We start from the raw sequence: 23,816 nt of genomic DNA, 5'->3' as shown, positions 1-23,816 counted from the left end.
CCGGCCCGATCCTTCCATCAGGCCAGGGCGGCGATGGCGGCGGCGTAGTTCGGCTCGTCGGCGATCTCGCCTACCAGCTCGCTGTGCAGCACCTTGTTCTGCTCGTCCAGCACCACGACAGCACGGGCAGCCAGGCCGGCCAGCGGGCCGTCGGCGATGGCTACGCCGTAGTTGGCGAGGAACTCGCGGCCACGCAGGGTGGACAGGTTCACCACGTTCTCCAGGCCTTCGGCACCGCAGAAGCGCGCCTGGGCGAACGGCAGGTCGGCGGAAACGCACAGTACGACAGTGTTGGCCAGCTTGCTGGCTTCAGCGTTGAACTTGCGCACGGAGGTGGCGCAGGTCGGGGTGTCGACGCTGGGGAAGATGTTCAGCACCTTGCGCTTGCCGGCGTAGGTTTCCAGGGTGACGTCGGACAGGTTGCCGGCGACCAGCGACAGGGCCGGAGCCTGCTCGCCTTTCTGCGGCAGCTTGCCGTCGACGGAAACCGGGTTGCCCTTGAGGGTAACTTGAGCCATTGCTTGGGTCCTTCTGTGAGGGATGGCGGCGCTGGCGGGTTGCCAGCGCCGCAGGAGGATTCGGGGCCGGGGCAGATGCTAGCACGACTTTCCCGAGCTTAACGCTCGGGCATGCATCCGCTCGCTCCTCCTGCCCACGCCCGGCTCAGACGAACGGCTGGTCCTGGAACCCGCGCGGCAGGCGCTGGCTGCCCGGCATGGCGACGAGGCGTTTCTCCCAGAAGCTGCGCCAGTCGTTGTGCACGGCTTCGGCACGGGCCTTGCGCTGGGCGCGGCGGGCGGCGTTGCGCGCATCGCGGCGGGCTTCCTTGTAGACCTCGGTGTTGCGGCAGCTGCGGCATTTCACCCGGTTCAGCTCGGTGGTGGATTCCAGGTGCTTGCCCGCATGCCCGCAGGCCAGGTGCCCCTTGACCTTGTAGTGAGTGACCATCGCAGATTCTCCCTGTCCGGCGAGCGCACCCTCGCCGCTTGGCGGTGCCACAGTCGGGCAATCGGTGCGTACCCGGTGACTGCGACGCTCAGGGAGTTGGACGAGCCGCCGCGCTGGCAGGTTCGAAATTTCTGTCGCGCCGGCTCACTCCTGCAGATGGCAGACGCAACACAGCTTGTTGCCATCCAGGTCGCGTACGTAGGCGCCGTAGTAGGTCGGTGAGTAGTTCAGGCGCAGGCCGGGCGGCCCCTCGTCGACGCCGCCCAGTTGCACGGCGCGGGCATGGAAGCTGTCGACCTGGTGCCGCGTGCGCGCCTCGAAGGCCACCAGGCTGCCATTGCCGATGCTGGCTGGCCGGCCGTCGATGGGCTGGTAGACGCAGAACACCACGTCGCTGTCCGGGTGGGCGAAGATCGCCCGCTCAGGCGCATGGCGATGCGCCTTGAGGACGATCCCCAGCGCGCCGAGCACCCTGCCGTAGAACTCGATGGCACGCGGCAGGTCGTTGGTGCCGACGGTGATATGGCTGAACATGCCGCGCGCCCTCCTCTGCCTGTGGGAATCAGTTGCCGGCGTGAGCGCGCTCGATGGCGGCCATGTCCAGCTTCTTCATGCCCATCACCGCCTGCAGCGTGCGGCTGGCCTTCGCCGGGTTCGGGTCGGCCACCATGTCGCCGACGTGGCGCGGGCAGATCTGCCAGGACACCCCATAGCGATCCTTCAGCCAACCGCAGACCTGCGCCTCCTCCGGGCCACCGGCGCCGAGCTTGTCCCAGAAGTGGTCGATCTCCTTCTGGCTGTCGCACATCACCTGCAGCGACAACGCCTCGGTGAAGTTGAAGGTCGGCCCGCCGTTCAGCGCGATGAAGGTCTGCCCGTCGAGGACGAACTCCACCGTCAGCACCGAGCCGGGCACGCCGCCGTGGCGGTCCTTCTCGGCCTCGGGGTAGTAGGCGGTCTGGACGATCCGCGAGTTGGGGAAGATGGCGACATAGAACTCGGCCGCTTCCTCGGCCTTGCCGTCGAACCACAGGCAGGGGGTGACGCGTTGCAGGCTGGACATGGTGAATCTCCTGATTCTCGCGCGGTCGGCTTGACCGGCATGCAGCTTGGTCGCCTGGGCGACGGCGGAATCGACAAGTCTAGGCGGACTTTCGCGCTTCACCGGACGACCGGTCGAGCGGCATGCAGGACAGCCAACCCAATGGCCAGACATGAAAAAGGGCACCCGAAGGTGCCCTTTCCGTGCAGTTCCGTAGGGCGCATAACCCGGAACGGGTTATCCGCCGTTTGCTCCGCGGCGGATAACGCTGCGCGTTATTCGCCCTACTGACTCGCTGACTACGCGAAATCGACTTTGTCGGCTCAGCGGCCCGCCACCGCCCTGGCCCGTGCCTGGTGCAGTTTCTTGTAGCTGTCGATCAGGCGCAGGTGCTTGTCCAGCCCCTCCAGCCTGGTGCTGGTCGGCGTCAGGCCGTAGAAGCGCACGCTGCCGTCCAGCGAGCCGAGCACCGCGTCCATGCGCTCGTTGCCGAACATGCGGCGGAAGTTGGCCTCGAAGTCGGCCATCTCCAGCTCCTCGTCCAGGTGCACTTCCAGGGCGGCGCTGAGCGCCTGGTAGAACAGCCCGCGCTCGACGGTGTTGTCGTTGTACTGGAGGTACATTTCCACCAGCTCCTTGGCCGTCTCGAAGCGCTTCGCCACGAGATTGATCAGCAACTTGAGCTCGAGGATGGTCAGTTGGCCCCAGACCGTGTTGTCGTCGAACTCGATGCCGATCAGCGTGGTGATGTCGGTGTACTCGTCCACCTCGCAGGCTTCCAGGCGCTTGAGCAGCGACTTGAGGCGGACGATGTTCAGGCTGTGCAGGTTGAGGATGTCCGCGCGGAACGCCAGCGCCTTGTTGGTGTTGTCCCAGATGAGGTCTTCCACCGGGTAGATTTCCGAGTAGCCCGGCACCAGGATGCGGCAGGCGGTGGCGCCCAGGTGCTCGTACACGGCCATGTAGACCTCCTTGCCCTGCTCCTCGAGGATGCCGAACAGGGTCTGCGCTTCCTGCACGTTGGAATCGTCACCGTGGCCGGAGAAGTCCCACTCGACGAACTCGTAATCGGCCTTGGAGCTGAAGAAGCGCCACGACACCACGCCGCTGGAGTCGATGAAGTGCTCGACGAAGTTGTTCGGCTCGGTCAGCGCCTGGCTTTCGAAGGTCGGCCGCGGCAGGTCGTTGAGGCCTTCGAAGCTGCGGCCCTGGAGCAGCTCGGTGAGGCTGCGCTCCAGTGCTACCTCGAAGCTGGGGTGCGCGCCGAAGGAGGCGAACACGCCGCCGGTGCGCGGGTTCATCAGGGTCACGCACATCACCGGGAACTCGCCGCCCCGGGAGGCATCCTTGACCAGCACCGGGAAGCCCTGCTCCTCCAGGCCCTTGATGCCGGCGACAATACCCGGGTACTTGGCCAGCACTTCCTGCGGCACGTCCGGCAGCGCCAGTTCGCCCTCGAGGATTTCGCGCTTCACCGCGCGCTCGAAGATTTCCGACAGGCACTGCACCTGGGCTTCGGCCAGCGTGTTGCCGGCGCTCATGCCGTTGGACAGGTAGAGGTTCTCGATCAGGTTGGACGGGAAGTACACCGTCTCGCCATCGGACTGACGCACGAACGGCAGCGAGCAGATGCCGCGCTCGGTATTGCCCGAGTTGGTGTCGTAGAGGTGCGAGCCACGCAGCTCACCGTCCGGGTTGTAGACCTCCAGGCAGTGCTCGTCGAGGATTTCTTCCGGCAGCTCGTCTTTTGCGCCCGGCTTGAACCAGCGCTCGTCGGGGTAATGCACGAACGGCGCGTTGGCGATCTCCTCGCCCCAGTACTGGTCGTTGTAGAAGAAGTTGCAGTTCAGCCGCTCGATGAACTCGCCCAGCGCCGAGGCCAGCGCGCTTTCCTTGGTGGCGCCCTTGCCGTTGGTGAAGCACATCGGCGACTGCGCATCGCGGATGTGCAGCGACCAGACGTTGGGCACGATGTTGCGCCAGGATGCGATCTCGATCTTCATGCCCAGGCCGGCGAGGATTTCCGACATGTTGGCGATGGTCTGCTCCAGCGGCAGGTCCTTGCCCTGGATATAGGTGCTGGCACCGGCGGCGGTGCTCGGCATCAGCAGCGCCTGGGCGTCGGCGTCGAGGTTCTCGACTTGCTCGATGACGAAGTCCGGGCCGGTCTGCACCACCTTCTTCACCGTGCAGCGGTCGATGGAGCGCAGGATGCCCTGGCGATCCTTCTCGGAGATGTCCGCCGGCAGTTCCACCTGGATCTTGAAGATCTGCTTGTAGCGGTTTTCCGGGTCGACGATGTTGTTCTGCGACAGGCGGATATTGTCCGTGGGAATGTCGCGGGTCTGGCAGTAGAGCTTGACGAAGTAAGCCGCGCACAGCGCCGAGGAAGCCAGGAAGTAATCGAACGGCCCCGGTGCCGAACCGTCGCCCTTGTAGCGGATGGGCTGGTCGGCAATCACCGTGAAGTCGTCGAACTTGGCTTCGAGTCGGAGGTTGTCGAGAAAATTGACCTTGATTTCCATGCGGGCATTACCACGAAAAAGTAGAAAGCGAACTGCCGCGCATTATCCGGACAAAAGCGCCGCGGGGATATCCCGACGTGCCCGGCGCCGGTCGGGAAGCGTGCTTGCACAATCGACACGTGGTCGGCTACAGGCAGCCCGCACGGCGCCCTTGGGGTAAGATGCGCGGCTTTTGCGTCGCCCAGGCGCTCGTCCACGAGGAATCCACCGTGCTCAGATCCCAGGTCATCATCATCGGCGCCGGCGCCGCGGGACTGATGTGCGCCATGAGCGCCGCCGCGCGCGGTCGCCAGGTCCTGCTGATCGACCACGCCAACAAGGCCGGCAAGAAGATCCTCATGTCCGGTGGCGGGCGCTGCAACTTCACCAACATGTACTGCGAGCCGGTCAACTTCCTTTCGCAGAACCCGCACTTCTGCAAGTCCGCGCTGGCGCGTTTCACCCAGTGGGACTTCATCGCCCTGGTGGCCAAGCACGGCGTGCCCTACCACGAGAAGAAGCTCGGCCAGCTGTTCTGCGATAACAAGTCCAGCGACATCCTCGGCCTGCTGCTGGACGAGTGCGAGCAGGCCGGCGTCGACCTGCGCCTGGACACCTCGGTGAGCGAGATCGCCCGTCTCGACGAAGGCGGCTACCAACTGCAGACCAGCCTCGGCCTGGTGCGCTGCGAATCCCTGGTGATCGCCACCGGCGGCCTGTCGATCCCGACCTTGGGCGCCACCGGCTTCGGCTACCAGGTCGCCCGCCAGTTCGGCCACAGCGTGCTGCCGACCCGCGCCGGCCTGGTGCCCTTCACCATTACCGATCCGCAGCTCAAGGCGCTGTGTACCGAGCTGTCCGGCACCTCGGTGGAGGACTGCCGGGTCAGCTGCAACGGCCAGAGCTTCGTCGAGAACATCCTGTTCACCCACCGCGGCCTCAGCGGCCCGGCGATCCTGCAGATTTCCTCCTACTGGCAGCCGGGCGACACCATCAGCATCGACCTGCTGCCGCGCATCGACCTGCCCGTCTGGCTCGTCGAGCAGCAGCGCGAGCGCCCCAACAGCGAGCTGAAGACGCTGCTGGGCGAGCTGTTCACCAAGAAGATGGCCGGCCTGCTGGCCGAGCAGTGGTTCGTCTCCAAACCGATGAAGCAGTACACGCCGGCCGAGCTGAAGGCGATCGCCGAGCGCCTGGGCGACTGGCAGCTGGTGCCGGCCGGCACCGAGGGCTACCGCACGGCGGAAGTGACCCTGGGCGGCGTCGACACCCGCGAGGTGTCGTCCAAGACCCTGGAGTCGCTGAAATCCCCCGGCCTGTACTTCGTCGGCGAAGTGCTGGACGTCACCGGCCACCTGGGCGGCTTCAACTTCCAGTGGGCCTGGGCCTCAGGCTATGCGGCGGCGCAGTTCGTCTAAGGCAGACGCCCCACGCCGAGGCTTTCGAACGGTAGGACCGTAGGGCGCATAACCCGGAACGGGTTATCCGCCGATTGCCTGGCGGCGGATAACGCTGGCGCGTTATGCGCCCTACGATCTTCGCCCCGCATCGGCGCTCCTGCAGGTGAGCTCGATTTCAGAGGTTTACAGGCTGCTGGCAGCAAAGGATGCACGGCTGTCCGGATTTGCTCCCTCGCCCTCGTTGTCCCTCGGGGGGCGCGGATTTCCAATGGCATGGAGCGCGACGCAGCCCGCTTCGCGCCTTGGAAACCCAGCCCAGGAGCCCGCCATGAGCCTCGACCTGAACGGCGTCAAAGTCCCCGACAGCACCCTTGCCAAGGCCATCACCGAGATGGTCCGCGACAACGCCACCCCACTGCTCTTTCACCATTCCTCGCGCGTCTACTACTGGGGCGCGCTGACCGGCGCGCGCAAGGAACTGAAGTTCGACGCCGAGCTGCTCTACGCCGGCGCGATGTTCCACGACATGGGCCTGATGCCGCGCTACTGCAGCCAGTGCGAACGCTTCGAAGTGGATGGCGCCGACTGCGCGGCAGAGTTCCTGCGCAGCCACGGCATCGCCGAGAGCGATATCGATACGGTGTGGACCGCCATCGCGCTGCACACCACGCCCGGTATCCCGCAGCACATGAAGCCGGAGATCGCGCTGGTCACCGCCGGGGTGGAGATGGACGTGCTGGGCATCGCCTACCCGCAGTTCAGCGACGCCCAGCGTGACGCCGTGGTCGCCGCCCATCCCCGCGGCGGGCAGTTCAAGCAGGACATCCTGCAAGCCTTCTACGACGGCATCAAAGCCAAGCCGGAAACCACCTTCGGCAACGTCAAGGCCGACGTGCTGGCGATGAAGGATGCGGACTTCGTGCGTGGCAACTTCTGCGAAGTGATCCTGAATTCCGACTGGGCCAGCTAGGCCTTCACAGTCACGGGAGTACCCAGCACCCCGGGTTCGCCCAGCAACTGTGCCAGCCATTGCATGAACACCCGCACCCGCTGCGGCAGGCGGCGATGGGCGTAGAGCAGGGAGATTTCCATGGGCGGCAACGGGATGTGCTCCAGCACCGCCACCAGCCGCCCCGCTTCCAGGTCGTCCAGCACGCCATGGATCGGCACCTGGATGATCCCCAGCCCACCCATGGCCGCGCTTTCGTAGGCCTCGGCGTTGTTCACCGACAGCGCCCCGCCCATCGGCACGTAGCGCACTTCACCGTCGTGCAGGTACTCGAAACCTGGCGGCCGTGCTCCCAGCACCGTCACGTAGTGGATCAGCTGGTGCCCGGCGAGGTCGTCCAGCGCCTGCGGCACGCCGTGCTCAGCAAGGTAGGACGGGCTGGCGCAGGTCACCTGCGGGAACTGCCCGAGGCTGCGCGCCACCACCGAGGGGTCGTTCACCGAGCCGACCCGCACCACGCAATCGAAGCCCTCGCGCACCAGGTCGACGCGGCGGTCGGTGCAGCTCACCTCCAGCTCCAGCGCCGGGTGCCGCGCGAGGAATTCGCCCAGGCGCGGCATCACCAGCTTGCGCGCCATCACCGTCGGCATGTCCACCCGCAGGCGGCCACCGAGGGCTTCGTCGTCCTGTCGGAACAGGCCCTGCAACTCGTCGAGCTGGGCCAGCATGTCCTTGCTGCGCTCGTAGAGCACCAGGCCGTCCTGGGTTGCAGTGACGCGCCGGGTGGTGCGTTGCAGCAGGCGCGTGCCGAGCAGTTCTTCCAGCGCCTGGATGTGTTCGGACACGCTGGAGCGCGGCAGGCCGAGCTGCTCGCCAGCCTGGGTGAAGCTGGCCAGTTCGGTGACGCGGACGAAGGTGCGCAGCAGGTCGGGACGGATCATCGGGTAGCTCAGTCATTGTTCGGTACTGCCGACCAGTATTTCCGATTTATGCCGGTTTATCACCAGCAAAACGAACAATAAGCTTCACCTCAACCCCACCCGCTCTCCCGCCAACCCGCTCTCCCGCAAAAAAGGAATCTCGCCATGACCCGCAAGATCGCTCTCATCACCGGCGCCAGCCGTGGCCTTGGCCGCAACGCCGCCCTGCACCTCGCCGCTGCCGGCGTCGACATCATCGGTACCTACCGCAGCCAGGCTGACGAAGCCCACGCCGTCGCCACCGAGATCGAGCAGCACGGCGGCCGCGCGGTGATGCTGCAACTGGACGTGGCCGACAGCGCCAGCTTCGCTGCCTTCGCCGGGCAGATCCGCACCACCCTGGGCGACACCTTCGGCCGGCAGGACTTCGACTTCCTGGTGAACAACGCCGGCATCGGCCTCTACGCCAGCTTCGCCGAGACCAGCGAAGAGATGTTCGATCAACTGATGAACATCCAGCTCAAGGGCCCGTTCTTCCTGACTCAGAAGCTGCTGCCACTGATCGCCGATGGCGGCCGCATCCTCAACGTCTCCAGCGGCCTGACGCGTTTCTCGCTGCCCGGCTACGCCGCCTACGCAACCATGAAAGGCGCCATGGAAACCCTCACCAAGTACCAGGCGAAGGAGCTGGGCGCACGCGGCATCGCCGTGAACATCCTCGCCCCGGGCGCCATCGAGACCGATTTCGGCGGCGGCCAGGTGCGCGACAACGCCGAGCTGAACAAGCAGATCGCCAGCAACACCGCCCTGGGCCGCGTCGGCCTGCCGGACGATATCGGCGCGGTGATCGCCACCCTGCTCTCCGACGGCGGCCGCTGGATCAACGGCCAGCGCGTGGAGGCTTCGGGCGGGATGTTCCTCTGAACCCCCGCAGCTGCGTGACCTTGGCGTAGGAGCGGACTGCGTCCGCGATCGGTCCGCATCGCACCGGGTCATCGCGGACAAAGTCCGCTCCTGCACACCCTGTTAGTCCGCGGCGCGTCTGGCCCGCGGATTTTCTCAAAATCCGCAACAAGCCTTTACCGCGAAAAAACCTGCAACATTTTGTTACGGCCTCTAGTCTAAAAACGCGCGTGGAAAAGACGAAGCGCCAAACCGGCACAGGCCAGGGACCATTTCCGGCCAGCCGATCGGCACAGTGCCCCCTTGCGGGCCGACTTCGCACCCCCGCTCCGCTCGACTGCCGCGGCACAGAGCGCACCACCGTGAACAGACCTGGCAAGACCCTTCCATTCCCCCTCGACAACGAGCGGACGGGTATTGCCTCAGGAGCCGAAATGACCGAACACCCCAAGGGCTTCACCCGGCGCCAGCTGTTGAAGTCGTCCGCCGCCTCGCTGGCCGTCGGCGCTGCCGCCAGCGCCCAGGCCACCACCGTGATCGGCACGCCGAAATGGCTGCCCTTCGACCACAACGGCCCGCTGCACTACGACAGCCCCGGCTGGCAGTTCTTCACCGCCGAGGAAGCCACCGAGGTGGAAGCGATAGTCGAACAGCTGATTCCCGACGACGAGCTGAGCGTCAGCGGCAAGGACGCCGGCTGCGCGGTGTTCATCGACCGCCAGCTGGTCAGCGACTACGGCGACTTCGGTCGCCTGTACATGCAAGGCCCTTTCACGCCGGGCACTCCGGCCCAGGCCGATCAGTCGCCGCTGGTGCCGCGTGAGCGCTATCGCATCGGTCTCGCCGCGCTGGGCAAGTACTGCCAGGGCAAGTTCCAGAAGAACTTCAGCGCCCTGCCCGGCGAGCAGCGCGACCAGGTCCTGACTGACCTGGAAAAAGGCGCCATCACCCTCGAAGGCATCGACGCCAGACTGTTCTTCCAGCAGGTGCTGGACAACACCATGGAAGGTTTCTTCGCCGACCCGATCTATGGCGGCAACCGCGACATGGTGTCGTGGAAGATGCTCGGCTTCCCTGGCGCACGCTACGACTACCGCGACTACATCGCCCTGCACAACCAGAAGCTCGACCTCGTGCCGCTCTCCATCATCGGCAGCTCCGCCTGGACGAAAAAGGGATAACCACCGCATGGCCAAGAAACTACCTTCCACCGATGTGGTGGTCGTCGGACTCGGCTGGGCCGGTTCCATCATCGCCCACGAGCTGGCTGACGCCGGCCTCAATGTGATCGGCTTCGAACGCGGGCCGTGGCGCGACACCGCCGCCGACTTCAACCTCGCTTCGGCGGCTGACGAGTTGCGCTACAACCGTCGCCAGGAACTGATGCTGCGCACCCGGCAGAACACCTGCACGATGCGCAACAAGGAAACGGAAACCGCCCTGCCGATGCGCTCCTGGGGCTCGTTCCACCCCGGCAACGGCACCGGCGGCGCCGGCAACCACTGGGCCGGTATCACCTTCCGCTTCCAGCCCGAGGAATTCCGCCTGGCCAGTCATCTGAAGGAGCGCTACGGCAAGGAAGTGCCCGAAGAGCTGACCCTGCAGGACTGGGGCACCACCTGGGAGGAAATGGAACCGCACTACGACGCCTTCGAGCGGCTGGCCGGGGTTTCCGGCAAGGCCGGCAACCTCAAGGGCAGCATCGTCGAGGGCGGCAACCCCTTCGAGGGTGCGCGCTCGCGCGAATACCCCAACCCGCCCACCGCGCAGACCTACGCCCCGACCCTGTTCGCCGAGGCCGCGCGCAACCTGGGCTACAAGCCCTTCCCGGTGCCCTCGGCGCTGGCCTCCCAGGGCTACACCAACCAGCTCGGCGTGACCATGGGGCCGTGCACCTTCTGCGGCTTCTGCACCAACTACGGCTGCGCCAACTACTCCAAGGCCAGCGCCATCGTCAACGTGATGCCGGCGCTGATCCGCAAACCCAATTTCACCGCACGGACCAATTCCGAAGTGCTCAAGGTCACCCTCGACAGCACCGGCCAGCGCGCCACCGGTATCGTCTACGTCGACTCCAGCGGCGAGGAATGGGAGCAGCCGGCGGATATCGTGGTGGTCGCCGCGTTCATCTTCGAGAACGTGCGCCTGATGCTGCTCTCCGGCATCGGTGAGCCGTACAACCCGATCGCCAACACTGGCACCACCGGGCGCAACTTCGCCTACCAGACGGCCAACAGCGTGAAGCTGTTCTTCAAGGACAAGAACTTCAATCCCTTCATCGGTGGCGGTGCCATCGGCATGGGCATCGACGAGTTCAACAACGACAACTTCGATCACTCCGGACTCGGCTTCGTCGGCGGCGGCAGCACCCGCGTGACACCCATCGGTGCCGCGCCCATCGACTCGCGCCCGACGCCGCCGGGCACCCCGACCTGGGGCGCGAAGTGGAAGAAGGCCACGGTGGAAAGCTACCTGAGCAACATGTCCATCGGCTGCGAAGCCAGCAGCTACACCACCCGCGGCAACTACCTGTCGCTGGACCCGAACTACAACGACCCCCACGGCCGGCCGCTGCTGCGCATCACCTTCGACTTCCCGGAGAACGACCTGCGCATGGCGCAGTACTGCACCGACAAGGTGGCCGAGATCGCCCGCAGCATGAACCCGCAGCAGATCGTCCCGGCGCCGCGCAAGGGCCCCTGGTCCAACACCTCCTACCAGTCCTCGCACATCGTCGGCGGCTTCATCATGGGCGCCGACCCGAAAAACAGCTCGGTGAACAAGCACCTGCAGGTGTGGGGAGTACCGAATCTGTTCGTGGTCGGCTCCTCGGCCTTCCCGCAGAACCCCGGCTACAACCCGACCGGCACCGTCGGCGCCCTGGCCTTCAAGGCTGCCGATGCGATCCGCCGGCTCTACCTGAAACGCCCCGGGGAGATGATCAGCGCATGAAGACTCTCCTCTCCCTCGGCACCCTCGCCCTGCTCGGGCTCAACCTGCAATCGGCCGTCGCCGGCACGGCTGCTGACTCCTACAACCTGGTGGAAAAAGGCCGATACCTCGCCGTGCTGGGCGACTGCACCGCCTGCCACACGGTACCCGGCCAGGCGCCCTTCGCCGGTGGCGTGGCGATCGAGACGCCGTTCGGCAAGCTGGTGGGCGCCAATATCACACCCGATACGGAAACCGGCCTCGGCCGCTGGAGCTTCGACGACTTCCAGGCGGTGATGTCCACCGGCCATGGGCGCAACGGCAAGCGGCTGTACGGCGCGATGCCCTTCACCGCGTACACCAAGGTGCGACGCGAGGACAACCTGGCGCTCTGGGCCTACCTGCAGACCCTGGAGCCGGTGCGCAACCCGGTGGAAAGCAACCAGCTGCCCTTCCCCTTCAGCGTGCGCACCAGCCTCATCGGCTGGAACTGGCTGAACTTCACCCAGGGCGAATTCGTGCCCTCGCCGGACAAATCGCCGCAATGGAACCGTGGCGCCTACCTGGTGGAAGGCCTGGGCCACTGCGGTACCTGCCACACGCCGAAGAACCTGATCGGCGGCGACGACAACGACCGCTTCCTCGCCGGCGCCAACCTGCAGGGCTGGGTCGCCCCGGACATCACCGCCAACCCGCACAGCGGCATCGGCCAATGGAGCACCGAGGACCTCGTGCAGTACCTGAAGACCGGCGCCAACCGCTTCGACATCGCCTCCGGCCCCATGGCCGAAGCGGTGGAGAACTCGACCCAGCACTGGAACGACGAAGACCTGCTGGCCGTCGCGGTGTACCTCAAGGATGGTGCGGCCGACAAATCGGCACCGACGCCGGTGGCGGCCAGCGACGCGGCGATGGTCGCGGGCAAGGCGATCTACGCCGACCGCTGCTCTGCCTGCCACGTGAGCAACGGTACCGGGGTGAAGAACCTGTTCCCGACCCTCGCCGCCGCACCGCTGGTCAACCACGACGACCCGACCTCGCTGATCCGCGTGGTACTGGCCGGCAGCCGGGCCGGTGGCACCGAGGCTGCGCCCACCTCGCCAGCCATGCCTTCGTTCGCCTGGAACCTCGACGATGAGAAGGTCGCCAACGTGCTGACCTACGTGCGCAATACCTGGGGCAACGCAGCGGCGCCGGTCACCGCCGGCCAGGTGGCGGACCTGCGCAAGGAGCTCGCCCAGTAGGGTCCGGCAAGACACTCGAGCGGACGCCGTCCGCTCCGGCTGGTCCCGAATCCCGGTTTCTGCAGGAGCGGGCCCGCGAACCCCTCCCCGGCTTCGCGCTGCCCGGCGCTCCCCCGCCCCTGCGAACGCCCGGCGCGCGGGCGTGGTGATCACTTCAGGCAACGCTCGGCGGCGATCTCCGGCAGGTCGGTGCGGCGCAGGTAGGTCAGCAGCGCCTCGTTGAGGTTCAGGCGGTCGTGGATGTTCTGCTCGGCAAGAATCTGCAGGCACTCGCGGCTCAGGGTCATCACCACGCCGTTTTTCGGTGCCCAGACGAACTCGCAGGCCGGGCGGATACTGTCCTCGGCCACGTCCATGCCGAAGGAGTCCTCGCTGAAGCGCACGATGTACTTGCCGGTCTTGAGGTTGAAGCCGACGAAGCCGGACAGCCCGTCGGCGGCGTTGCAGATATCGCTGGAAGTGATGGCCATGCTGCCCCCTGGATTTGTTCTGTTATGGATTCGCACGCAGGAGGTCCCCGCTTCTGTGAGCGGGTGAACTTCGAATTCTGACAGCCTTGCCGGCGCCTGCTCAGGGGCCGGTTGTCGCACCCGGCACTGTTGCCTGACCAACACTTGCCCAGCAGCTGTGCGCCGTGCGGAACACCCGCCGCTGTCCTGGCCAAACGCCAAGCTGCTGATCCGCTGGGAATTTCCCCGCGTGGCACGGCTTTCGCTCTGCACAGCCTGCGGCACCTTCGCCGCTGTGCAGCCCCGAGGAGCCCGAGCCATGAGCCAACAACCGATCCGCTTCGCCTACTGGGTCCCGAACGTCAGTGGCGGCCTGGTGGTCAGCAAGATCGAGCAGCGCACCCACTGGGACATCGACTACAACCGCCAGCTCGCGCGCATCGCCGAGGACGCGGGTTTCGACTACGCGCTGACGCAGATCCGCTTCACCGCCGGCTACGGCGCCGAGTACCAGCACGAGTCGGTAGCCTTCAGCCATGCCCTGCTGGGCGCCACGGAAAAGCTCAAGGTGATCGCCGCCATCCTCCCCGGCCCATGGACGCCCGCGCTGGCGGCCAAGCAACTGGCGACCATCGACCAGCTCACTGGCGGGCGCATCGCTGTGAACATCGTCAGCGGCTGGTTCAAGGGAGAGTTCCAGGCCATCGGCGAACCCTGGCTGGAGCATGACGAGCGCTACCGCCGCTCGGAGGAATTCATCCGCGCCCTGAAGGGCATCTGGACCCAGGACAACTTCAGCTTCCACGGTGACTTCTACCGCTTCCACGACTACAACCTGAAACCGCGTCCACTGCAGCGCCCGCATCCGGAGATCTTCCAGGGCGGCAGCTCGCGGGCCGCGCGCGACATGGCTTCACGGGTCTCCGACTGGTACTTCACCAACGGCAACAGCGTGGAAGGGATCAAGGCACAGGTGGACGACATCCGCGAAAAGGCCGCGGCCAACGGTCATGCGGTGAAGATCGGGGTGAACGCCTTCGTCATCGCCCGCGATACCGAGGAGGAAGCCCGCGCAGTGCTCGCCGAGATCATCGACAAGGCCGACCCGGAAGCGGTAAACGCCTTCGGCCACGCTGCCAAGCAAGCCGGCGCCGCCTCGCCGGAGGGCGAAGGCAACTGGGCGAAATCCAGCTTCGAGGACCTGGTGCAGTACAACGACGGCTTCAAGACCAACCTGATCGGCACGCCGCAGCAGATCGCCGAACGCATCGTCGCGCTCAAGGCGGTGGGCGTGGACCTGGTGTTGACGGGCTTCCTGCACTTCCAGGAAGAAGTGCGCTACTTCGGCGAGAAGGTGCTGCCGCTGGTGCGCGAGCTGGAGCAGAAGAAGGCACGGCAGACCGAGGCTGCCTGAGGCGTCAGGAGCCGTACCATTCGCGAGCAAGCTCGCTCCTACAGTCACCGAGCCACTCGGTATGCTTTTCGTAGGAGCGAGCTTGCTCGCGAACGCTTTTACGCTCCAGAGCAAGCTCCGTAGGGTGCATAACGCCTACGGCGTTATCCGCCATTGTGGCGGATACCAAGCCAGCTATCAGGCCCCCTGGGTCAGATGCTTGGCAATCGCCGTGCGCAGCGGCGGCAGGTTCTGCGCCAGGCGCAGGCCGGCATTGCGCAGCAGACGCACCGGCGGGCGCGGGTCGGTGTACATGCCGACGATCAGCCGGGTGGCCTGGTACAGCGGCCAGGTCGCCAGGCGGTGGGCCATGGCGTAACGACGCAGCGGCCAGGTGCCGCCGATATCGCCGCCACGGCGATGGGTCGCGAGGATTTCATTGGCCAGCCGACGCTGGCTCTGCAGACCAAAGTTGAAGCCGTGGGCAGTGACCGGGTGCATGCCGACCGCGGCATCGCCGATCAGTGCGCTGCGCGGGCCGACGAAGCGGTCCGAGTACACACCCACCAGCGGGTAGCTGTGGCGCGGGCCGAGCAGCTGCATGCCACCCAGGCGGCGGTCGAAGCGGCGCTCCATCTCCTGGGCGAAGGCCTTCTCGTCCAGCTCCAGCAGCGGTGCCATCTCGCGCTGCGGCAAGGTCAGCACCACCGAAGAGCGGTCACCGTTGATCGGCAGCAGCGCCAGGGTCTGGCCGTAGCCGAACCATTCCCAGGCGACGTTGTGGTGCGGTTTCTCGTGGGCCATGCGGCAGACCATCATGGTCTTGCCGAAGTCCTCCATGTGCGCGCCGATGCCAAGCATGCGGCGGGTCTCGGAGAAGCGGCTGTCGGCCGCCACCAGCAGGCGCGCATGGACACGGCTGTCATCGTCCAGCGTCAGCGACACGCCATCCTGCTGCACCTGCAACGTGCGCAAGGCACGGCCGCAGACCAGCGAGACGTCCGCACATTCGTGCACCGCATCGAAGGCGGCGCGGCGGATCATCTGGTTGGACACGAAGTAACCCAGTTGCTCGGCGCCGGCGTGCTCGGCCTCGATGCGCAGGGTGAACAGCGAGGGGCCATTGAGCACCTGGGCATCGCGCAGCGGCGAGACTTCCTGCGGATCGATCCGCGACCACATGCCCAGCCGCTGCAGTTCGGCGCGGGAGGCGTGGGTCAGGGCGATCTCCCGGCCGTCCTCGGCGGGCTCGGACACGGCGGCCAGCGGCTGGCGGTCGATCAGCAGGATCGACAGGCCGTTGCCCGACAGCGAGCGGGCCAGGCAAAGCCCGGCGGGGCCGGCGCCGACGATGGCGATGTCCACGTGCATGGGAGACTCCTTTCGCGAGGGATGGGCGGTCCCGGAGTCTAGGCTGGCCACTGGTCCGTTTCGTTGCCGTGGATCAGTGGCCCGCGGCGAATACCTCCAAATAGACGGGCCCGAGCAGAGCGGGCTAGATCGACAGCCGCACGCCCCGCTGTGGATCGATCACCGCCGCGCTCCGGCGCTTGTTCACCACCAGCTCGCCGATCTCGATCAGCCGCGTGCGCGTGACGTTGCGGCTCAGGCCGAGAAGATTGGCGGTGTGGACCTGGTTGCAGTGGCAGAAGCGATAGGCCGCGCGCAACAGCGCATCTTCCACCCGCGCATGCAGGTTGCCGCCCTGCTCCTCGAACAGCCGCTGGAAGGCCTGCTGGAGAATCTGCTCGGCGCCCAGGGACTCCAGCCGTGGCTCCTCGCTGCGCTCGATGCGCAGGTTGGACAGGTGCAGGTCCTCCGCGCGCACCACGCCGTCGCGGCAGATCAGCAACGTATGGTGGATGACGTTTTCCAGCTCGCGGATGTTGCCCGGCCACGAGTAGCTGCGCAGCTTCTGCGCGGCCTCGGCGCTCAGCTGGCTCTGCCCGTAGCCCAGGCGCCGGCTGTACTCGGCGATGAAATGGCGGGTCAGCGGGAGGATGTCGCCGGGCCGCTCGCGTAGCGGCGACAGCTCCAGGCTGACCACGTTGAGCCGGTAGTAGAGGTCCTCGCGGAAATGCCCGGCGTTGATGGCCTTCTCCAGTTGCACGTTGGTGGCCGCGAGCACCCGCACGTCGATCGGGATGCTCTTGCGCGAGCCCAGGCGTACTACCTCGCGCTCCTGCAGCACACGCAGCAACTTGACCTGGATCGGCATTGGCAGGTCGCCGATCTCGTCGAGGAACAGCGTGCCGCCATTGGCTTCCTCGAACCAGCCGGCCTTGGCCGCCAGCGCGCCGGTGAAGGCGCCCTTCTCGTGGCCGAACAGCTCGGCCTCCACCAGCGACTCGGAGAAGGCCCCGCAGTTCACCGCCACGAACGGACCGCCGCGCCGCGCACTGAGGTTGTGGATGTGCCGCGCCACCAGCTCCTTGCCGGTACCGGTCTCGCCGATGATCAGCACGCTGGCCTCGCTGGGCGCGACCTGCTGCAGGTGGTCGAGCAGCGCCTGGGATTTCGGGTCTTCGAAGACCTGGGCGGTCGCGCGGATGGAGGTGGCCAGCGCGGGCGATTTGGGCAGGGTCAGCAGCCCCTCGGGTGTGGTCGCGTTCATGAGTAGAAGGTCGGTTGCGGCAGTTGCTGGTTCAGCGCCCAGTCGCCCAGCTCGCGGACCTTGTAGTCCACCGGGTCGTGCAGGGTCTGGGTGCGCAGGTTGCGCCAGTAGCGGTCGATGCGCAGCGCGGCATGGGTGGAGCGCGCGCCGGTGACTTCGAACAGGCGGTTGCAGATGTCCAGGCCATTGCGGGTGGCCGCGACCTTGGCGGTGGCGATGGCCACGGCGAGCCGGCCGCGCTCCTCGGCGTCCAGTGCCGCTCCTTTGTTCCAGGCTTCGTCGAGCAGTTGCGCAGCACGGCGCACCAGCAGGCGGGTGCTTTCCAGGCCAACCCAGAACTCGCCGTAGTGCGCGAGCACGTAGGGGTCTTCAGCCACCGTTGCGGCGCTGGAACGGAACCACGGGCGGGCCTCCTTGAGCGTGTACTGCCGCGCTTCCTCGAACGCGCCCTCGGCAATACCGAGGAAGACGTGGGTGAAGATCAGCTGGGCAATCAGCGGGCGCAGGCAGGCAAAGGGCGTGCTCAGCGGGCCCGGATCGAGCAGCAGCTCGCTCTCCTCCACCCGCACGCGCTCGAAGGTGGCGCTGCCGCTGTCGGTCTGGCGCTGGCCCATGTTGTCCCAGTCGTGGGCCAGGCTGATGCCGCTGCGCGCGGTGGGGATGGCGGCGATCAGCAGCTTGCCGCCCTCGCCGTCCAGCGCCGAGGCAATAAGCATCTGCGAATCCAGCGCGCCGGAGCAGAAGCTCTTGCGCCCGGAAAACTCGCGCCAGCCGGCGAAGCTGCGCGACACGGTACGGGTATCCAGCGGGTTGAGTGCGTTGCCCCAGAACCATTGATTGCGCGCGGTCAGCTCGAACCACGGCTGCCACTGCTCGGGGCGGGAGAACAGGCGCACGGTGGCCAGCATCAGGTGCTGGAAACCGAACACGTGGGCAATGGAACTGTCGACCACGGCGAACTGGCGGACGATGTCCAGCGTGGTGCTCCAGTCGGCGCCCAGGCCGCCGTACTCGCTGGGGATGATCAGCGACAGCAGGCCGCTCTGGCGCAGCTCGTCGCGCTCGGCCTTCGGCGTGCCGCCACGGATGTCGCGCTCGGCGGCGGTTTCGGCGAAACCGGCGGCCAGGCGCTGGGCAATCTGTCCGGGAGTCGCTTCGAACTGCCCGGATGTCTGTGCGTCGAGACGCGTCTTGGCGTTCACGCTCGCTTCCTCTTGAGTCTGTTCAGGGCAAGCCGGGCCTGTGCCCGGCAAGTCGGGGCGCGGAGAGCCGGGTCAGCCGGCCTTGCGTCCGGGCAGCACATCGTTGGCGATCATTTCGCCAAAGGGCCCGGTGAGGTTGGTCACGCCGCGCCCGGCAAGGCTGGCGTAGGGCTCAGGAAGCAGCGGGAAGACCAGCTCGGCGAAGCGATAGGCCTCTTCCAGATGCGGGTAGCCGGAGAAGATGAAGCTGTCGATGCCGAGGTCCGCGTACTCCCTGATGCGCTCGGCCACCTGCTGCGGGTCGCCCACCAGCGCGGTGCCGGCGCCACCACGGACCAGGCCGACACCGGCCCAGAGGTTGGGGTAGATCTCCAGCTGGTCGCGGCGCCCGCCGTGCAGCGCAGCCATGCGCCGCTGGCCTTCGGAGTCGAAGCGGGCGAAGGACTTCTGCGCATTGCTGATGGTCTCGTCGGAGATGTTGGCGATCAGCCTGTCGGCGGCCTGCCAGGCTTCCTCGGCGGTCTCGCGGACGATCACGTGCAGGCGAATGCCGAACTTCACGCTGCGCCCCTGCTTCGCGGCCTTCTCGCGGACGTCGGCGATCTTCTGCGCGACCGCTTGCGGCGGCTCGCCCCAGGTCAGGTAGACGTCGACCTGCTCGGCGGCCAGGTCGTGGGCCTCGGCCGAGGAGCCGCCGAAGTACAGCGGCGGATAAGGCTTCTGGATCGGCGGATAGAGCGCCTTGGCGTTCTCTACCTGCAGGTGCTTGCCGGCGAAGTCCACGGATTCGCCCTGCAGCACGCGGCGCCAGATGCGCAGAAATTCGTCGGTGACTTCGTAGCGCTCGGCATGGCTGAGGTGGATGCCGTCGCCACGGTTTTCATCCGGGTCGCCGCCGGTGACCACGTTGATCAGCAGGCGCCCGCCGGAGAGGCGATCCAGGGTCGCGGCCATGCGCGCGGAAACGGTCGGCGAGATGATTCCCGGACGGATCGCCACCAGGTAACGCAGGCGTTCGGTGAGCGGCGCCAGGGCCGAGGCGACCACCCAGGAGTCCTCGCAGGAGCGCCCGGTGGGAATCAGCACGCCGTAGTAGCCCAGGGAATCTGCGGCCTGGGCGATCTGCTTGAGGTACGGCAGCGACACCGGGCGCGCGCCCTCGCTGGTGCCGAGGAAGTGGCCGTCGCCGTGGGTGGGCAGGAACCAGAACACATTCATCGAAGGCTCCTCAGGCGGTCTTGCGCAGTTGCGGACGGGCGAACAGCGGCGCGGCGCGCTCGGCGGCCAGCTGGATGCGGGCGCGCAGGGTGTCGCTGGTGATCTGGTAGTTGGCGAAGTCCGCCTCGCTGGCGTACACGCCGATCGGCAGCGTGATCGACTGGAAGAAGCTGAACAGCGGGCGCAACTGATGATCGAGGACCAGCGCGTGGCGCTCGCTGCCGCCGGTGGCCGCGAGCAGCACCGGGGTGTCGATCAGGGCATTCATGTCCACCAGGTCGAACAGGTGCTTGAGCAGGCCCGGATAGGAGCCGCGGTAGACCGGCGAGGCCACCACCAGCAGGTCGGCGGTCTCGATCTCGCGCAGGGTGGCTTCCAGCTCGGCGGAAAGCTCCTGGCGCGACAGCGCGGCGCCCAGCGGGCGGGCGATGTCGGCCAGTTCGATGACTCGGGCTTCTACCGGAAGCTGCTCGCCGAGGGCGTCGAGCACGGCCTGGGTGAGCACCAGGGTGCGCGAGGGGCGATAGGTGCCGCCGGAGACGGCGACCACTTTGATGGGGCTGGTCATGGGTTTTCCCTGTTGACTGTTGCGCTAGGTACAGAAGCCTTGAGCAAGGGCCGTACCAACAGGGAAATGTATGATTTTCGGGCACTTCAGCCGGTTTTTCCGGCGCTTCATGTCACTCAGGCAACAACGCTGCTGATCGACTGTTGCCTGGGCAACAGTCTGCTATCAATGCGCAGCCAGTTCGCGCAGCCCCTGGGAGATGTCCAGCCCTTCCAGTTCGGCCACGTATTCATCCGTGGTGAGCAGGCCGATACAGGGGGTCGCGCCGCGCTGCCGCAACTGCCCGGCGGCGAGCTTGCGCGCCAGCGCCACCGCCGCCATGCAGGGGATGTTCGGGCCGTGGTCCTGATGCGCGAGAATTTCCCAGCACAGCGCCAGGGGTTTGCCGTCGCCATCGACGCCCTGCAGGTGGACGAACATGCCGCTGCGCCCATCGCCCAATGGCTGCATCGCCACAGCCAGGCGGTGCAGGCTGGCGCCCAGGCGCGCAGCGTCCTTCACCAGCCCGGCGCGCACCAGCCACGACAGTCCCCAGGTGCCGAACTGGGTGAGCTTCAGGCCGAGTCCGGCGGAGAAACGCACGTCCTGCACACCGGGGTAGCGCTGCGGGAACAGGTCGAGGTCCGGTACATCACAGTGGGCCAGCCAGCGTTTGCCCAGCGGGGCGGGAAAGCGGTGGCGATTCAGCCCCTGCCAGCCGTGCACGTCCTGCCAGCGCCCCTGGCGCCACTGGCGCAAAGGTTTGCCGCAGTAGCCCAGCACCGCGGAGACCGTGGCCTGGCCGGGAATCTTCGCCGAGGAGCTGATGCCGTGGTGGATGCTGTCCAGGCGCTGGAAGCGTGGCAACAGATCGTCGATCACCGAGGCCGCCAGAGCAGGCACCGAACTGGCGCCGCTGCATACCAGCACCCCCGCGCTGCGTGCGGCGCGGTCGAGTTCGTGGATGCCGCAGACGAACTGGCGGGCGTCGGCCAGATCGATGTAATGGGCGCGAGCGCCGATGGCAGCGCGGGCAACGCGATAGTCCTGACCCTGGAACGGCCCGGCGGTGGAAATCACCAGGTCGACCTTCAGTTCATTGAGGCGGCCGGCCAGCGTCGGCTGGTTCATGTCCAGGCACACCGCCTCGCCGCCCACCTGCGCGGCCAGTTCATTGGCGCGGCGCTGGTCGCGCCCGCCGACCAGCACGCGGATGCCTTCGATGCCGCTGAGGCGATGCACGATCAGGCTGCCGAAGTTGCCGTAACCGCCCAGCACCAGCACGCGAAATTTCCGTTCCATTGCCACTGACCTTATTGCTCCCTGACTGCTGCTGGCGGTGCCAGCTCCTTCATCCCGACCTGGCGCCCCCGTGATGGGGCAGATTGTCCTCCAGCGGCCACCAACTGGCGCGGGAGTCGACGTAGTAATGTGCTTCGAGCTTTGTCCGCACGGGCTCGTCCAGGGTTCCCGCACGCACCCGCAAAGTGTCCGGCAGCGCATCGCGAGCGCTGTAGATGGGCGAGCCGCAGGTGCGGCAGAACACGCGTTTCTTTTCCGGCGTGGCGCGGTACTCGGCCAGCTCCGACTCACCGCTGAGCAGACGGAACGCCGTGCGCTGCACCGGGACATTGGTGGCGAACGGCCCACCCTGCGCCTTGCGACACTGGCCGCAATGGCAGACCTGGATTGGCGCCAGCTCGCCGCTGATCTCGTAGCGCACCGCGCCGCACAGACAACCGCCCGAATGCATGCCCTGCCCCCTCTTCCGGTTTCGCGGAGCGAAGGAGTCTAGATCAGGCTCGGTTACCTGCACCACCGTACCGAGGAGTGGTTGTTCAGCTTTCGCGGCTCCGATCTCACCGCGTGCGGCCTTGGATGGATGCCAGCACCACCACACCCGTAGGGCGCATAACCCGGAACGGGTTATCCGTCAGCACGGCGGATAACGCCTCAGGCGCTATTAGCCCTACGCAGGCAGCTCGTCTTCGCTGCCCCAGCCCAGCGGATAGAGCAGTTCTTCCTTGTAGCCGGCCCACACCCGCACCGCCGCCGGGAAGCTCGCGTCCAGCCCGGCGTCACCACTGTCCACCAGCAGCGGCCGGCCCTCGAGGGTGCCGAGCTTGCGCTTGGTGGCGATCACCCGCAGTCGCTCGATGCCGATGGCGCGCAGCACGCGCGGGCTGATCTGCTGGTTGCCGCGCCCGAGAATGTGGCCCTGACCACCGATGGCAGTCACCAGCAGGAAGGCCGGGTGCCCGTCCACCAGCTCGAACAGCTGCGCCTCGGTGACGTCGCGAGCGATCACTTCGCCGTTCTCGATCACATCCACGCCCAGCAGGGTGGTGTCCAGGTGCAGGTCGGCAGCCAGCCCGTGCAGCGTCGAGCCGGGGCCGAAGACGTAACGCACATCGTCCTCCCAGCTGTCCTCCAGCCAGGCGGCGAGATCGGCGAGCACCAGCTCCTCGGTCTCCATGCCGGCCTGCTTCACGTGCTGCATGAAGTGGCCTTCCTCGGGCACCGTCAGTTCGGCGTACCAGCGCGCGGCGACGCGTCCCTCACGCAGCGCGGCTTCGTCGAGATCGCGCACTTCTCCCTGGGTCAGGCGCACCAGCCCGCCATCCACCAGCCGCCGCGCCAGCTCCCCGGCCGCGCGCGGGCTGATGGTGTAGACCCCGGAATGGATCTTCACCCCGGCGGGAATGCCCAGCACCGGCTGGCCTTCGCGTGCCACCTCGGCCACATCCCGCGCGGTGCCGTCGCCACCGGCAAAGAGGATCAGCGCCACGCCGGCCTCCTGCAGCGCCTGCACGGCGTGACGGGTATCCGCCGCGCTGCTCTGCTCTTTCTCCAGCGCCCCAACCAGGCGATGGGCGAAACCCATGTCCGCCAGCAGGTCGGCGCCCATCGGGCCGGGAAAGGTGAGGAACTCCAGGCGCTCGCGCACCGGCAGCAGGTGCTCCAGGGCAACCCGCGTGCGCTCCGCCGCCCGTGGTTCGGCGCCGCGGGCCAGGGCCAGCGAGGCCACGCCATCGCTGCCCTTGAGCGCAGTCGGGCCGCCGATACCGGCCAGCGGATTGATGATCAGCCCTATGCGAATCCTGTCCATACTCAACCTCGAGGGAAACTTCTTCGAACCACCGGCGCAACGCCGGGTCGGACCAGGGAAGCGGCAACTCCACTGACTATAACGACAAGCAAACGACCGGGGACCTCGCGATTGGCACGCAATCTGCGAGCGCTCGGGTCGTCTGTCTTCGGTGACGATTTTCAGGCGCTGCCCTTGGCCGCCTCTGTCACCGGGGTTTCATCTGATCTGCCTAGACTGCAATGCACTGATGTAGAGGAGATTGGCCATGAGCCTGCAAACCCACCGTGAATCCGCCCCCCGCCCCACTCCGCGCCAGCCGCAACAGCCGGTCGGCGGCTCGATCATCGATGCCCAGGGCCGTGAAGTGCCGATTACCGAAGACATGATCCAGCGCGCCTGCCAGGAACTGGACAAGACCTGCGAGCCGCCACACCGCCAAGCGGAATAACAGCGCGGCAGCA

General features: G+C 66.7%; 23 protein-coding genes. 8 read left to right on the top strand and 15 right to left on the bottom strand.

Annotation, left to right across the window (positions count from 1 at the left end; genetic code table 11):
• Nucleotides 1–17 precede the first annotated feature (17 nt).
• The 5 genes from tpx to IB273_RS02265 all read right to left on the bottom strand — a co-directional run bounded on the left by tpx (nucleotide 18) and on the right by IB273_RS02265 (nucleotide 4,515).
• Nucleotides 18–518, bottom strand: a complete 501-nt coding sequence (gene tpx / locus IB273_RS02285) for a thiol peroxidase (RefSeq protein WP_081516774.1) — start codon at nucleotides 516–518, stop codon at nucleotides 18–20.
• A 145-nt stretch (nucleotides 519–663) separates the two neighbouring features.
• Nucleotides 664–948 (bottom strand): hypothetical protein, encoded by a 285-nt coding sequence (locus IB273_RS02280; protein WP_081516773.1) that lies wholly within the window; start codon nucleotides 946–948, stop codon nucleotides 664–666.
• Nucleotides 949–1,092: 144 nt separating this feature from the next.
• On the bottom strand, nucleotides 1,093–1,482 hold the full coding sequence (locus IB273_RS02275; RefSeq protein ID WP_192223107.1) for a VOC family protein: 390 nt from the start codon (nucleotides 1,480–1,482) through the stop codon (nucleotides 1,093–1,095).
• 28 nt (nucleotides 1,483–1,510) lie between these two features.
• Entirely contained in the window at nucleotides 1,511–2,011 is a 501-nt protein-coding gene (locus IB273_RS02270; protein WP_081516771.1) for a VOC family protein, read from the bottom strand.
• 302 nt (nucleotides 2,012–2,313) lie between these two features.
• Entirely contained in the window at nucleotides 2,314–4,515 is a 2,202-nt protein-coding gene (locus tag IB273_RS02265; protein ID WP_192223106.1) for an OsmC domain/YcaO domain-containing protein, read from the bottom strand.
• Nucleotides 4,516–4,676: 161 nt separating this feature from the next.
• Here IB273_RS02265 and IB273_RS02260 point away from each other — a divergent pair, with 161 nt between their 5' ends.
• Nucleotides 4,677–5,912 (top strand): NAD(P)/FAD-dependent oxidoreductase, encoded by a 1,236-nt coding sequence (locus IB273_RS02260; RefSeq protein ID WP_225610063.1) that lies wholly within the window; start codon nucleotides 4,677–4,679, stop codon nucleotides 5,910–5,912.
• 310 nt (nucleotides 5,913–6,222) lie between these two features.
• On the top strand, nucleotides 6,223–6,864 hold the full coding sequence (locus tag IB273_RS02255) for an HD domain-containing protein (RefSeq protein WP_151186721.1): 642 nt from the start codon (nucleotides 6,223–6,225) through the stop codon (nucleotides 6,862–6,864).
• Here IB273_RS02255 and IB273_RS02250 read toward each other — a convergent pair.
• Nucleotides 6,861–7,784 carry a LysR family transcriptional regulator gene (locus IB273_RS02250; RefSeq protein ID WP_192223104.1) on the bottom strand — a complete coding sequence of 308 codons (924 nt, stop codon included), beginning with the start codon at nucleotides 7,782–7,784 and terminating at the stop codon, nucleotides 6,861–6,863. The two genes, IB273_RS02255 and IB273_RS02250, sit on opposite strands and share 4 nt — an antisense overlap.
• Before the next feature lie 144 nt (nucleotides 7,785–7,928).
• Between IB273_RS02250 and IB273_RS02245 the strand changes: the two genes are divergently transcribed.
• The 4 genes from IB273_RS02245 to IB273_RS02230 all read left to right on the top strand — a co-directional run bounded on the left by IB273_RS02245 (nucleotide 7,929) and on the right by IB273_RS02230 (nucleotide 12,841).
• Nucleotides 7,929–8,687 (top strand): SDR family NAD(P)-dependent oxidoreductase, encoded by a 759-nt coding sequence (locus tag IB273_RS02245; RefSeq protein WP_192223103.1) that lies wholly within the window; start codon nucleotides 7,929–7,931, stop codon nucleotides 8,685–8,687.
• A 413-nt stretch (nucleotides 8,688–9,100) separates the two neighbouring features.
• The gene (locus IB273_RS02240) at nucleotides 9,101–9,847 is read left to right on the top strand and encodes a gluconate 2-dehydrogenase subunit 3 family protein (protein ID WP_192223102.1); all 747 of its coding nucleotides are present in this window, start codon (nucleotides 9,101–9,103) and stop codon (nucleotides 9,845–9,847) included.
• 7 nt (nucleotides 9,848–9,854) lie between these two features.
• Complete coding sequence (locus IB273_RS02235; RefSeq protein WP_081516764.1) at nucleotides 9,855–11,618, top strand: GMC family oxidoreductase; 1,764 nt, start codon at nucleotides 9,855–9,857, stop codon at nucleotides 11,616–11,618.
• A complete protein-coding gene (locus IB273_RS02230; RefSeq protein WP_192223101.1) occupies nucleotides 11,615–12,841 on the top strand; it encodes a c-type cytochrome in 1,227 nt (408 codons plus the stop codon). Before IB273_RS02235 ends, IB273_RS02230 begins: the two co-directional genes overlap by 4 nt.
• Nucleotides 12,842–12,990: 149 nt before the next feature.
• On the opposite strand, the gene IB273_RS02225 is transcribed toward IB273_RS02230, so the two are convergent.
• Nucleotides 12,991–13,311, bottom strand: a complete 321-nt coding sequence (locus IB273_RS02225; RefSeq protein ID WP_081516762.1) for a DUF2025 family protein — start codon at nucleotides 13,309–13,311, stop codon at nucleotides 12,991–12,993.
• A 298-nt stretch (nucleotides 13,312–13,609) separates the two neighbouring features.
• Between IB273_RS02225 and sfnG the strand changes: the two genes are divergently transcribed.
• Complete coding sequence (gene sfnG, locus IB273_RS02220) at nucleotides 13,610–14,704, top strand: dimethylsulfone monooxygenase SfnG (RefSeq protein WP_192223100.1); 1,095 nt, start codon at nucleotides 13,610–13,612, stop codon at nucleotides 14,702–14,704.
• 177 nt (nucleotides 14,705–14,881) lie between these two features.
• Here sfnG and ubiM read toward each other — a convergent pair whose 3' ends face one another.
• From ubiM to IB273_RS02180, 8 genes are all read right to left on the bottom strand, one after another.
• Nucleotides 14,882–16,054, bottom strand: a complete 1,173-nt coding sequence (ubiM, locus tag IB273_RS02215; RefSeq protein ID WP_151186714.1) for a 5-demethoxyubiquinol-8 5-hydroxylase UbiM — start codon at nucleotides 16,052–16,054, stop codon at nucleotides 14,882–14,884.
• 124 nt (nucleotides 16,055–16,178) lie between these two features.
• Nucleotides 16,179–17,297: a sigma-54 interaction domain-containing protein gene (locus tag IB273_RS02210; RefSeq protein WP_192223099.1), complete on the bottom strand. Its 1,119-nt coding sequence runs from the start codon at nucleotides 17,295–17,297 to the stop codon at nucleotides 16,179–16,181.
• Complete coding sequence (locus IB273_RS02205) at nucleotides 17,294–18,499, bottom strand: acyl-CoA dehydrogenase family protein (protein ID WP_192223098.1); 1,206 nt, start codon at nucleotides 18,497–18,499, stop codon at nucleotides 17,294–17,296. The genes IB273_RS02210 and IB273_RS02205 overlap by 4 nt, the downstream gene beginning before the upstream one ends.
• A gap of 72 nt (nucleotides 18,500–18,571) precedes the next feature.
• The gene (ssuD, locus tag IB273_RS02200) at nucleotides 18,572–19,717 is read right to left on the bottom strand and encodes an FMNH2-dependent alkanesulfonate monooxygenase (protein ID WP_081516757.1); all 1,146 of its coding nucleotides are present in this window, start codon (nucleotides 19,715–19,717) and stop codon (nucleotides 18,572–18,574) included.
• 10 nt (nucleotides 19,718–19,727) lie between these two features.
• Nucleotides 19,728–20,285, bottom strand: a complete 558-nt coding sequence (gene msuE / locus IB273_RS02195) for an FMN reductase (protein ID WP_081516756.1) — start codon at nucleotides 20,283–20,285, stop codon at nucleotides 19,728–19,730.
• A 165-nt stretch (nucleotides 20,286–20,450) separates the two neighbouring features.
• Nucleotides 20,451–21,566 carry a saccharopine dehydrogenase family protein gene (locus tag IB273_RS02190; RefSeq protein WP_192223097.1) on the bottom strand — a complete coding sequence of 372 codons (1,116 nt, stop codon included), beginning with the start codon at nucleotides 21,564–21,566 and terminating at the stop codon, nucleotides 20,451–20,453.
• Nucleotides 21,567–21,615: 49 nt separating this feature from the next.
• Entirely contained in the window at nucleotides 21,616–22,017 is a 402-nt protein-coding gene (locus IB273_RS02185) for a GFA family protein (protein WP_081516754.1), read from the bottom strand.
• 216 nt (nucleotides 22,018–22,233) lie between these two features.
• A complete protein-coding gene (locus IB273_RS02180; RefSeq protein WP_151186709.1) occupies nucleotides 22,234–23,373 on the bottom strand; it encodes an ATP-NAD kinase family protein in 1,140 nt (379 codons plus the stop codon).
• Between the two features lie 247 nt (nucleotides 23,374–23,620).
• Here IB273_RS02180 and IB273_RS02175 point away from each other — a divergent pair, with 247 nt between their 5' ends.
• Complete coding sequence (locus IB273_RS02175; RefSeq protein WP_151186708.1) at nucleotides 23,621–23,803, top strand: PA1571 family protein; 183 nt, start codon at nucleotides 23,621–23,623, stop codon at nucleotides 23,801–23,803.
• Nucleotides 23,804–23,816: the final 13 nt, after the last annotated feature.

Source organism: Pseudomonas sp. PDM19, assembly GCF_014852215.1.
Lineage (GTDB): Bacteria > Pseudomonadota > Gammaproteobacteria > Pseudomonadales > Pseudomonadaceae > Pseudomonas.
The sequence above is the reverse complement of the archived record's forward strand: the minus strand, read 5'-3'. Positions and strand labels throughout refer to the sequence as shown.